Annotated in this window: 9 protein-coding genes and 1 pseudogene; 7 read left to right on the forward strand and 3 right to left on the reverse strand. The window is 63.1% G+C overall.

The window, feature by feature from the left end:
* Window positions 1–508, reverse strand: a pseudogene (locus tag Q0S71_RS05680) (hypothetical protein); the annotation flags it as partial.
* Between the two features lie 545 nt (window positions 509–1,053).
* On the opposite strand from Q0S71_RS05680, the gene Q0S71_RS05685 reads away from it, so the two are divergent.
* From Q0S71_RS05685 to kdpE, 7 genes are read left to right on the forward strand one after another with little or no spacing between them, the layout of a single operon-like run.
* Window positions 1,054–1,146 (forward strand): potassium ABC transporter ATPase, encoded by a 93-nt coding sequence (locus Q0S71_RS05685; protein ID WP_295992680.1) that lies wholly within the window; start codon window positions 1,054–1,056, stop codon window positions 1,144–1,146.
* The gene (kdpF, locus tag Q0S71_RS05690) at window positions 1,143–1,232 is read left to right on the forward strand and encodes a K(+)-transporting ATPase subunit F (protein ID WP_295992682.1); all 90 of its coding nucleotides are present in this window, start codon (window positions 1,143–1,145) and stop codon (window positions 1,230–1,232) included. The genes Q0S71_RS05685 and kdpF overlap by 4 nt, the downstream gene beginning before the upstream one ends.
* On the forward strand, window positions 1,232–3,037 hold the full coding sequence (gene kdpA / locus Q0S71_RS05695) for a potassium-transporting ATPase subunit KdpA (RefSeq protein WP_295992684.1): 1,806 nt from the start codon (window positions 1,232–1,234) through the stop codon (window positions 3,035–3,037). The genes kdpF and kdpA overlap by 1 nt, the downstream gene beginning before the upstream one ends.
* Window positions 3,038–3,082: 45 nt before the next feature.
* A complete protein-coding gene (gene kdpB / locus Q0S71_RS05700; protein ID WP_295992697.1) occupies window positions 3,083–5,188 on the forward strand; it encodes a potassium-transporting ATPase subunit KdpB in 2,106 nt (701 codons plus the stop codon).
* A 23-nt stretch (window positions 5,189–5,211) separates the two neighbouring features.
* Window positions 5,212–5,796, forward strand: a complete 585-nt coding sequence (gene kdpC, locus Q0S71_RS05705; RefSeq protein ID WP_295992687.1) for a potassium-transporting ATPase subunit KdpC — start codon at window positions 5,212–5,214, stop codon at window positions 5,794–5,796.
* 34 nt (window positions 5,797–5,830) lie between these two features.
* Window positions 5,831–8,584 (forward strand): two-component system sensor histidine kinase KdpD, encoded by a 2,754-nt coding sequence (gene kdpD / locus Q0S71_RS05710; RefSeq protein ID WP_295992689.1) that lies wholly within the window; start codon window positions 5,831–5,833, stop codon window positions 8,582–8,584.
* A 19-nt stretch (window positions 8,585–8,603) separates the two neighbouring features.
* Window positions 8,604–9,302 carry a two-component system response regulator KdpE gene (kdpE, locus tag Q0S71_RS05715; RefSeq protein WP_295992690.1) on the forward strand — a complete coding sequence of 233 codons (699 nt, stop codon included), beginning with the start codon at window positions 8,604–8,606 and terminating at the stop codon, window positions 9,300–9,302.
* 29 nt (window positions 9,303–9,331) lie between these two features.
* Here kdpE and Q0S71_RS05720 read toward each other — a convergent pair whose 3' ends face one another.
* Together Q0S71_RS05720 and Q0S71_RS05725 are read right to left on the reverse strand one after the other, a co-directional pair.
* A complete protein-coding gene (locus tag Q0S71_RS05720; RefSeq protein WP_295992692.1) occupies window positions 9,332–10,261 on the reverse strand; it encodes a DUF6396 domain-containing protein in 930 nt (309 codons plus the stop codon).
* 102 nt (window positions 10,262–10,363) lie between these two features.
* Window positions 10,364–11,077: a phospholipase D-like domain-containing protein gene (locus Q0S71_RS05725; protein ID WP_295992694.1), complete on the reverse strand. Its 714-nt coding sequence runs from the start codon at window positions 11,075–11,077 to the stop codon at window positions 10,364–10,366.
* Window positions 11,078–11,158: the final 81 nt, after the last annotated feature.

The raw sequence follows: 11,158 nt of genomic DNA on the forward strand, positions 1-11,158 counted from the left end.
CGGCCGTATCCGTCCGGGTGAGGTGCTGCTCTACCATGTTGCCGGCGGCGGCTCCCGTGAAGACCGCTTCATCGCGATCCGAGTTATTCATCCGGCTCGCCAGTTGCTCCACGAGATTGTTGGAATTGGGGACGTAGGCGAACCACTTCGTCTTCAGTTCCTTGCGCTGATGCCAGGCCTGTGCCCATGCGTCAAACAGCTCGCTCGGACGCGATAGTTTGCGGCGCAGCGTACGGCCGCTGCCTTCGCTCTCGATCCATTCCCTGCGATCCAGTTCCGCGAGTACGGTAGAGACGGTGTAGGTCGAGGTCTTTGATAACTCGGCGAGTTCCAATCCGCTCCTGAAGCGGTGGCGTTCGACGAGCAAGGCAAGGATTACCTGTTCCCTGGCACCGGTAAACAGCTCTAAGGCGCTGCGGCGCTGAGCCGGCTTGGAAGGGCGCTCGATATCGATGAGCCATTCCTTGTGCCGCAAATAAAATGTCCCGCTGGCCTCGAAATAGGCCATTTTTTGATGCCGCAGATCGTTCTTGGCGCCGTCGCTGAAGTGCCGGCGGCTACCATCGGTATGAAGTCTTTGGACTCGTCATTATCCTTCAGGAAGCTTTTTAGCTGCCAGACGGCATCGCGGATGTCCCTCGGATAGGCTTGGCGCAGCAACTCGATGGCTAGGCGCCTGCGGCCATAGGGCGACGAAATATGCAGTAGGCAATCCAATTGCCCGGCGTGGTGCGGTACGTTGAATTCCGGTTCTTCGGTCGCTATGCCGGCGCGTTCCAGTGCCCGTCTAAGCGATTCGATCAGGTTTTTTTCAACGTTAGGCATGGTTTATCTGCACAAATTCTTTTTACTTTGTTTAGCTATTTTATTTAGTTTAGCTGTGCAGATAAATTAGTGCAAGCGCCATGATGATGGTGATGCCGGGTCAGCGGTGGACACGGGGTTTTTGAAATTTTTACACTTTGTTTACACCCCGCCGCCAAGTCTTTACAAAATCTTTAGACCGATGCCACTACGCTGGAAACATCAAAACTAACTTGTATGAGGACGGTTATGGACATCGTATTTATCGGCACAATCGTGGCCTTCATCGCCATCACCTGCGCCTTCGCGGCCGGCTGCGACAAGCTCGGAGGCCAGCCATGAACACCTTCTATCTGATCGGCGCCATCGCCTCGGCCGGCCTGCTGGTCTATCTCGTCGTCGCCCTGTTGAACGCGGAGGAACTGTAATGACCATGCAATCGTTTATCCTGCTGGCCGTGTTCCTGGCCGTGCTGCTGGCGCTGGCCTACCCGCTCGGCATCGTGCTGACGCGGATCGGCGACGGCAGCGCCATTCCCGGCCTGGGCTGGATCGCCAAAGTGGAAAAGCTGCTCTATCGCGCCGCCGGCATCGCGCCGGACGAGGGCATGAGCTGGAAGTCCTACGCCATCGCGCTGCTGCTGTTTAATGGCCTCGGCACGCTGGCCGTCTACGCGCTGCAACGGGTGCAGGCCTGGTTGCCGCTGAATCCCCATTCGATGGCCAACATCGGCGCCGATTCCGCCTTCAACACCGCCGTCAGCTTCGTCAGCAACACCAACTGGCAGGGCTACAGCGGCGAGCAGGCGATGAGCTACCTGACCCAGATGCTGGTGCTGACCGGCCAAAACTTCTTCTCGGCCGCGACCGGGATGGCGGTGGCCTATGCGCTGATCCGCGGCTTCGCTTCGCGCTCGGCGCAGTCGATCGGTAACTTCTGGGTCGACGTCACGCGTTCGACCTTGTACGTGCTGCTGCCGCTGTCGCTGGTGTTCGCCGTGTTCCTGATGGGGCAGGGCGTGATCCAGAATTTCTCGGCCTATAAAGACGTGAGCCTGATCGACGCCGTCACCTACACGCAGCCGAAAGTGGGCGCCGATGGCCAGCCGCTGAAAGACGCCAAGGGTGTAGCCGTCACCGAAACGCTGACCGCGACCACGCAGAACATCGCCATGGGCCCGGTCGCGTCGCAGGAGGCGATCAAGATGTTGGGCACCAACGGCGGCGGCTTTTTCAACGCCAACTCGGCGCACCCGTTTGAAAATCCCACGCCGCTGTCGAACTTCGCGCAGATGATTTCCATCTTCCTGATTCCGGCCGGCCTGTGCTTCGCCTTTGGCCGCATGGTCGGCGACCGCCGCCAGGGCTGGGCCGTGCTGGCCGCGATGACGTTGCTGTTCGTCGTCACCACCAGCGTGGTGCTGGTGGCCGAGCAGCAGGCGCATCCCGCGCTGCTGGCGATGAACGTCGACCAGCACGCGAGCGCGCTGCAATCGGGCGGCAATATGGAAGGCAAGGAGACGCGCTTCGGCGTCAGCGGCTCCGCCCTGTTCGCGGCGGTGACGACGGCCGCTTCGTGCGGCGCGGTCAACTCCATGCACGATTCCTTCATGCCCATCGGCGGCATGATGCCGATGCTGCTGATCCAGTTCGGCGAAGTGATATTCGGCGGCGTCGGCTCCGGCCTGTACGGCATGCTGGTCTTCGCCATCATGGCCGTCTTCATCTCGGGCCTGATGATAGGCCGCACGCCTGAATACCTGGGCAAGAAAATCCAGGCCTATGAAATGAAGATGACGTCCATCGCCATCCTCGTCACGCCGACGCTGGTGCTGGCCGGTACGGCCATCGCCGTGATGGTGGGCGCGGGCAAGGCCGGCATCCTCAATCCGGGCGCGCATGGCTTCTCCGAAGTCCTGTACGCCTTCAGCTCCGCCGCCAACAACAACGGCAGCGCCTTCGCCGGCTTGAGCGCCAACACGCCGTTCTACAACGTCGCGCTGGCGGTGGCGATGTGGTTCGGCCGCTTCGCGATGATCGTGCCGATACTCGCCATCGCCGGTTCGCTGGCCGCCAAGAAGCGTCTGGAGGCGAACGCCGGCACCATGCCGACCCACGGCCCGATGTTCGTCGGCCTGCTGATCGGCGTCGTCGCCCTGGTCGGTGTGCTCAATTACGTACCGGCGCTGGCACTCGGCCCGGTGGTCGAACAGCTGCAAGTGTTCGCCAAATAATCTCAGGAGTTCAAGATGTCACACGCTCAAATCGCAGCAAAAGAGATGGCCGCACTCGATACGCGCCCCGGCGCGCCGGCCGGATCGCTCAAGCTGTTCGACTCGGTGCTGCTGGTCCCGGCCATCATCGACTCGTTCAAAAAACTCAACCCGCGCACGCAGTTGCGTAGCCCGGTGATGTTCGTGGTCTACGTCGGCAGCATCATCACGTCGCTGCTGTACGTGCAGGCGCTGTCCGGCGAGGGCGAGGCGCGGCCCGGCTTCATCCTCGCGACCAGCATCTGGCTGTGGTTCACGGTGCTGTTCGCGAACTTCGCCGAGGCGCTGGCCGAAGGCCGCAGCAAGGCGCAGGCGGCGTCGCTGCGCAATCTGAAGCAGACGGTGATGGCCAAGAAGCTGGCGTCGCCCAAGCACGGCACCACCTGGCTGCCGCAGATCGCGACGGAGCTGCGCAAGGGCCATTACATCCTGGTCGAAGCGGGCGACGTGATTCCCATCGACGGCGAAGTGATCGAAGGCGTGGCCTCGGTCGACGAAAGCGCCATCACCGGCGAATCGGCGCCCGTGATCCGCGAGTCGGGCGGCGATTTTTCTTCCGTCACCGGCGGCACCCGCGTGCTGTCGGACTGGCTGGTGGTGAAGGTCACCGCCAATCCGGGCGAGACCTTCCTCGACCGCATGATCGCGATGGTCGAAGGCGCCAAGCGCCAGAAGACGCCGAACGAAATCGCGCTGACGATTTTGCTGGTGGCGCTGACCATCGTGTTCCTGATCGTCACGGTGACGCTGCTGCCGTTCTCGCTGTTCTCGGTCGAGGCGGCGAAGGCGGCGGGCCTGACCAGCGCGCCGATTTCCATCACGGTGCTGATCGCGCTGCTGGTCTGTTTGATCCCGACCACCATCGGCGGCCTGCTGTCGGCCATCGGCGTGGCCGGCATGAGCCGCATGATGCAGGCCAACGTGATCGCCACCTCGGGCCGCGCGGTGGAGGCGGCCGGCGACGTCGACGTGCTGCTGCTCGATAAAACCGGCACCATCACGCTCGGCAACCGCCAGGCTTCGGCCTTCGTCGCCGCGCCGGGCGTCACCGAACAGCAGCTGGCCGACGTGGCGCAACTGGCGTCGCTGGCCGATGAAACGCCGGAAGGGCGCAGCATCGTGGTGCTGGCCAAGCAGAAGTTCAATATCCGCGAACGCGAAATGGCGACGCTGAACGCCGTCTTCGTGCCGTTTTCCGCCAACACCCGCATGAGCGGCGTCGATATCGGCGACCGCGAAGTACGCAAGGGCGCGGCCGACTCGGTGCGTAAATACGTCGAGTCGCTGGGCCAGTCGTATCCGGCCGAAGTGGCGCGCGCCGTCGACGACGTGTCGCGCCGCGGCAGCACGCCGCTGGTGGTGGTCGACGACGGCCGCGTGATGGGCGTGGTCGAACTGAAGGACATCGTCAAGGGCGGCATCAAGGAGCGCTTCGCGGAACTGCGCCGCATGGGCATCAAGACGGTGATGATTACCGGCGATAACAAGCTGACCGCCGCCGCCATCGCCGCCGAGGCGGGCGTCGACGACTTCCTGGCCGAAGCGACGCCGGAAGACAAGCTGAAACTGATCCGCAGCTACCAGGCCGAGGGCCGCCTGGTGGCGATGACCGGCGACGGCACCAACGACGCGCCGGCGCTGGCGCAGGCCGACGTCGCCGTGGCGATGAACTCGGGCACGCAGGCCGCCAAGGAAGCGGGCAATATGGTCGACCTGGATTCGAATCCGACCAAGCTGCTGGAGATCGTCGAAATCGGCAAGCAGATGCTGATGACGCGCGGCTCGCTGACCACATTCTCGATCTCGAACGACATCGCCAAATATTTCGCCATCATCCCGGCGGCGTTTGTCGGCACCTACCCGCAGTTGAAGGCGCTCGACATCATGCATCTGGCCAGCCCGTCGTCGGCCATCATGTCGGCCGTGATCTTTAATGCGCTCATCATCGTGTTCCTGATACCGCTGGCGCTCAAGGGCGTGCAGTACCGGGCCATCGGCGCGGCCGCGCTGTTGCGCCGCAACCTGCTGATCTACGGCGTCGGCGGCATCATCCTGCCCTTCATCGGCATCAAGCTGATCGACATGCTGCTCGCCGCCTGCAATTTTGTATAACCCGATTATTTAAGGAATCCACCATGACCTCCCACATCCGTCCCGCGCTGGTACTGTTCGGCGCACTGACGCTGATCTGCGGCGTGATTTATCCGCTGGCCGTCACCGGCATCGGCAGCGTGGCTTTCGCCTCGCAGGCCGCCGGCAGCATCGTCGAAGCCGGCGGCAAGCCGGTCGGCTCGGCGCTGATCGGCCAGTCGTTCTCGTCGCCGAAATACTTCTGGGGCCGTCCGTCGGCCACCGGCCCGATGCCGAACAACGCCAACAACTCCAGCGGCTCCAATTTCGGCCCGAGCAATCCGGCGCAGATCGATGCGGTCAAGGGCCGCGTCGCCGCGCTGAAGGCGGCCGATCCCGACAACGCGATGCCGGTTCCGGTCGACCTGGTGACGGCGTCGGCCAGCGGCCTCGATCCCGAGATCAGCGTGGCCGGCGCGCTGTATCAGGCGCGCCGCGTCGCGCTGGCGCGCCATCTCGACGTCGAGACGGTGCGCGCCATGATAGAGGCGAAGCGCCAGGCGCAGTATTTCGGCTTCTTCGGCGAACCGCGCGTGAATGTTTTGGCGCTCAATCTGGCATTGGACGCGGAAAGTGCGCATACTCGCTGAATCGGCGCCTGGCGCTTTTTCAAGCTCATGACCCATGCTCCCCATCGACAGCCAACGCCCTGACCCCGACACCCTGCTGGCCCAGGTGCAGGCGCAGGAACGGCGCGCCGCGCGCGGCAAACTGCGCATCTATTTCGGCGCCTCGGCCGGCGTCGGCAAGACCTACGCCATGCTGGCGGCCGCGCGCAAATTGCAGGCCGACGGCCAGGCGGTGCTGGTCGGCGTGGTCGAGACCCACGGCCGCGCGGAGACGGCGGCCATGCTGGCAGGCCTCGATGTGCTGCCCTTGAAGGCGGTCGAATATCGCGGCAAGCGCATCGCCGAATTCGATCTCGACGCGGCGCTGGAGCGCCAGCCGCCGCTGATATTGATGGACGAACTGGCCCATAGCAACGCGCCCGGCTCGCGCCATCCCAAGCGCTGGCAGAATGTCGAGGAACTGCTCGACGCCGGCATCGACGTGCTCACCACCGTCAACGTCCAGCATCTGGAAAGCCTCAACGATGTCGTCGGCGGCATCACCGGCATCCGCGTCGGCGAGACCGTGCCGGACACCGTGTTCGACCAGGCCGACGAAGTGGTGCTGGTCGATATTCCGGCCGACGAGCTGCTGGCGCGCCTGAAAAGCGGCAAGGTCTATCAGGAGCAGCAGGCCGAGCGCGCGTCGAAGAATTTTTTCCGCAAGGGGAATCTGATCGCGCTGCGCGAGCTGGCGCTGCGCCGCACCGCCGACCGCATCGAGGACGACGTGCGCGCCTACCGCGTCGAGAAATCCATCGATGCGATCTGGAAGACCGGCGCCGCGCTGCTGGCCTGCGTCGGCCCGCGGCCCGGCTGCGACCACACCGTGCGCAGCACCGCGCGCCTGGCCGGGCAGCTCGGCACCACATGGCACGCCATCTATATCGAAACGCCGGCCTTGCAGCGCCTGCCCGCCCGCCAGCGCGAACAGATTCTGAAGACGCTGAAGCTGGCGCAAGACCTGGGCGCGACCACCGCCGTCATTTCCGGCCAGGACATCGCGCTGGCCACGGTCGACTATGCGCGCAGCCACAATCTGTCGAAGATCGTCATGGGACGCGGCCATCGCACGTGGCCGTGGCGCGCCTCGCACATCAAGCGCATCGCCGGCTACGCGGGCGATATCGACCTGATAGAAATCGGCGACGCCAAAAACGAAACCACGGCCGAGCCGCCGCGCGGCGCCCAGGAACCGAAGGCCGACGAGGACGACGAGGACGACGAGCACGCCCGCCGCCGCGTCGCCGGCTATGGCTGGGCCGCCGCCGCCAGCCTCGCGACGGCCTTGATCGCCACACCGCTGCTGGCCTATCTGGACCTGGCCAACATCGCCATGCTGTTCCTGCTGGTGGTGGTGCTGGTGGCGGTGCGCTTCGGGCGCGGCCCGTCGGTGATGGCCACCTGCGTCAGCGTGGCCTGCTTCGATTTCTTTTTCGTGCCGCCGCGCTTCACGTTCGCGGTGACCGATTTCCAGTACCTGATTACGTTTGCCGTGATGCTGGCGGTGGGCCTCATCACCGGCCACCTGACGTCCGACCTGCGCTTCCAGGCGCGCGTGGCGTCGCAGCGCGAGGCGCGCTCGCGGGCCCTGTACGAATTCGCGCGCGAGCTGTCCGGCGCGCTGCTGACCGAGCAGATTTTCGAGACCACGCAAAACTTCATCCAGAGCGCCTTCCGCGCCCGCGCCACCATGCTGGTGGCGGACGACGGCGGCCGTTTGCTGCTGCCGCGCCAGACCACCAGCGACAGCGCCACCTTCGCCCACCTCGGCGCGCTCGACATGGGCATCGCCCAGTGGGCCTTCGACCACGCCGAAAGCGCGGGCCTGGGCACCGATACGCTGCCGGCCAGCCGCATTTTCTATCTGCCGATGGTGGCGCCGATGCGCACCCGCGGCGTGCTGGCCATCGAGCCGGAGCACCGGCGCTGGATACTGGTGCCCGAACAGCGGCGCCAGCTCGACACCTTCGCCGCGCTGGCCGCCATCGCGCTCGAACGCGTGCACTACATCGAAGTGGCGCAGAACGCGCTGGTCAACATGGAGTCGGAACGGCTGCGCAATTCGCTGCTGGCGGCGCTGTCGCACGATTTGCGCACGCCGCTGACGTCGTTGGTCGGCCTGTCCGAATCGCTGGCCGGCTCGAAGCCGGCGCTGGCGCCGTCGCAGCTGGAAGTGGCGGCGGCGCTGCACGACGAGGCGCTGCGCATGAGCGCCCTGGTGTCCAACCTGCTCGACATGGCGCGCATCCAGAGCGGCGAAGTGAAATTCAATTTGCAGTGGCACGCGATGGAGGAGGTGGTCGGCAGCGCGCTGCGCGCCAGCGGCTCACAGCTCAAGGGCCATCACTTGAGTACTCAACTATCGGCCGATTTGCCGCTGGTGCGATTCGACGCGGTGCTGATCGAACGGGTGCTGTCGAATTTACTGGAGAACGCCGCCAAGTACACCCCGGCCGGATCGCATATCGCCGTCCAGGCCGAGGTGCGCGGCCTGTGGCTCGATGTGATGGTTTATGATGACGGCCCCGGTCTGCCGCATGGCCGCGAAGAAGCCATCTTCGAAAAATTCACGCGCGGCGAACGCGAGTCGGCCAAGCCCGGCGTCGGCCTAGGGCTGGCGATTTGCCGCGCCATCGTCGAGGCGCACGGCGGCAAAATTTCGGCGGCGCCGTCGCCGGCCGGCGGCGCGGCCTTCGTCTTCACGCTGCCGCTGGGGACTCCGCCGGCCCCGCCCGATCCCGATCCCGATTTCGACCTCGATATCTAAACGAAAAGCGACACCGAATATGAATGAGCCTTTACCGACCGCGCTGCTGGTCGAAGACGAACCGCAGATCCGCCGCTTTGTGCGCACCGCGCTGGAGGAGGAGGGCTGGCAGATTTTTGAATCGGCCACCCTGCAGCGCGGCCTGATCGACGCCGGCACCCGCAAGCCCGACCTGATCGTGCTCGATCTCGGCCTGCCCGACGGCGACGGCATCGACTTCATCGGCGACGTGCGCAAGTGGTCGCAGGTGCCCATCATCGTGCTGTCGGCGCGCGTCAACGAGGACGATAAAATCCGCGCGCTCGACGCCGGCGCCGACGATTACCTGACCAAGCCGTTCGGCGTCGGCGAGCTGCTGGCGCGCGTGCGCGCCACCCTGCGCCGGCAACGCCAGCCGCTGGCCGACAGCGCGGGGCTGGTGCAGTTCGGCGACGTGGCCGTGGACTTGAAGGACCGCCGCGTGACCAAGGCCGGGCAGGCCGTGCACCTGACGCCGACCGAGTTCCGCTTGCTGTCCGTTTTGGTCAGCAACGCCGGCCGCGTGGTCACCAATCCGCAGTTGCTGCGCGCCGTGTGGGGGCCGTCGCAATCGGAGAACGGCCACTACCTGCGCATCTACATGGGCCATCTGCGTCACAAGCTGGAAGACGATCCAGCCCAGCCGCGCCACCTGCTGACGGAGACGGCGGTCGGTTACCGGCTGCTGCTGCCGGCGTAAGTTTTAAATTCTTCACGGGCGCTTGTATTTCAGTAGGTCGGGCGGTCTTTGGACTCGGGTGCGATCGCGTCTTCAACACCAGACCATGCAGGCAGTTTCGCTGGTGGCAAGGGAAGCACTTGATCGAGCCTGCTCAGCTTCAGGTCGGGATTGATTTGCAATGCGTCGTAAATGGCGTCGTAACGGCTTTTTCGCTCGGGGTCTACTCCAATTCCCAAAGGGCGTAAGATTTCTTTCTCTTCGTCAGAACCTTTTCCCCAATACCCTTTATTAAACACGATTGCAAGCGCTCCAGCGCAATCAAAATTCCCAAATTTAACTCCATCTTGGTACATTTGCATCGCTTCTTGATATCGCTTATCGGTACCAGCGTCTAAAGCCAACTCGTAGGCAGCTGGTCCATATCCCTGTTGATATGCACATTGCTGCATAATTATTCCATCACCCCAACGTCCTGTTGCTATATAAGCCTGGGCCAACGCCATCTGCGCCTCCGGGCTGCCGAGCCGTGCTGCCTTCAAATAATATGCCCAAGCCAGGTCGGCATCGTAGGGCACACCTCCATAGCCATGTTCATACGCCACGCCAAGGTCGTAAAGTCCCCAGGGCTGCATGGCCTCGGCCGCCATGCGGACGATTTCGACCGACTTGTCAGGGGCGGCATCCAACACGTGATTGGAGTCGAGCACGCCAAGCCCGTGCAGATAAAAATGCGCCATCAATGCGCGCGCGCCCCAGTCTCCGAGGTCGGCAGCCTTGCTGACATCGGTGAGTATCCGTGTGGCCTCCTCGTGGGTAAACTGCCATGCAATCTTGCTGCGCCAGACCTTGCGCGCCTCAATATACAGACGGTAAGTCGCCGGATCACGGGTCTTCGGCATATTATCTTTCCAGCGGGCGCACTTGGGTAACGGGTCGGACAAGTTAAATTTCTTAAATCCATATGGCAGGGCATGCAAGGCTCTCTCCTGTAAATAGTCATTGAGGAAAAAGGCACCCGGCCGTCAATAACGCCAGCAGGGCCAAGGCATATATCCAACATAGACGCGATTTGCTCATGGCTAGACGACTGGTGCGCCGGGTTGGCGGTCCACATGGAAGGGCAACAATTGTCCTTGTAATTGAGTCCCGTTCTTCATGTTTGTAACGTTTTTTGAAGCAAGTATTCGCCAATCCGAAAACGTTTTGCCCATATCCTCAAACAGCGCCGGTCCCGCATTTCCGGTGCACTGGCTAAACAAATCGCAGCGCAGTTGATACGCCACGTCCTTCGCCTGACTCAACACATTGAGTTCGCTGTCCAGCGCCATGCTGCGCAGGTTCAGGTTGGCCGAGCCTATCGTGAACGCGGCATCGTCCACAATCGCCACCTTGGCGTGGATGTAGATTTCCTCGTAATCGCTCTTCCTCAACTTTCCGTCGGTTTGCGCGCAGGTCCACAGCGAACCCATGAAGACATTCACGCCATGGTCGGCCAGCTCGGCTGCTGTAATAGGCGGCTTGCGTTTCTTCTCGCGCGCCTCCTTCAACGCCCTCTCGTGTTCCACCCTCATGGTCTCGCTCATGCCGACCCGGCTGGCGACGCCATAGGTCGGCAAATCCATGCCCTCGCTTTCCGGGGTGGAGGTGAGCAAAAAAACGTACATGGGCTTGAGATAGCCGGCAGCACGCAAATTCTCCACGCATTCGAGGAGGTGGTCGGCCCAGTCCTGATACTGGATGTATTGGTTCTGGATGAATATGTAATGTAAGCGTCCAGCGGCCCCATCTGGCAATTGGCTTTAAGGCTGGGTAGAGTTCGTGAACGGCAGCAGGGTATCGATCTGGCTGTTAGGGCAGGTAGGCAGCTTCTCAAG

Origin of the sequence: Rugamonas sp., assembly GCF_025354735.1 — a bacterium.
Lineage (GTDB): Bacteria > Pseudomonadota > Gammaproteobacteria > Burkholderiales > Burkholderiaceae_D > Rugamonas.

Excerpts from the sequence above, each read along its gene's own strand:
- kdpD (WP_295992689.1), top strand. The coding sequence starts at position 5,831 with ATGCTCCCCATCGACAGCCAACGCCCTGACCCCGACACCCTGCTGGCC.
- kdpB (WP_295992697.1), top strand. The coding sequence starts at position 3,083 with ATGGCCGCACTCGATACGCGCCCCGGCGCGCCGGCCGGATCGCTCAAG.
- kdpE (WP_295992690.1), top strand. The coding sequence starts at position 8,604 with ATGAATGAGCCTTTACCGACCGCGCTGCTGGTCGAAGACGAACCGCAG.
- kdpC (WP_295992687.1), top strand. The coding sequence starts at position 5,212 with ATGACCTCCCACATCCGTCCCGCGCTGGTACTGTTCGGCGCACTGACG.
- kdpF (WP_295992682.1), top strand. The coding sequence starts at position 1,143 with ATGAACACCTTCTATCTGATCGGCGCCATCGCCTCGGCCGGCCTGCTG.
- Q0S71_RS05685 (WP_295992680.1), top strand. The coding sequence starts at position 1,054 with ATGGACATCGTATTTATCGGCACAATCGTGGCCTTCATCGCCATCACC.
- kdpA (WP_295992684.1), top strand. The coding sequence starts at position 1,232 with ATGACCATGCAATCGTTTATCCTGCTGGCCGTGTTCCTGGCCGTGCTG.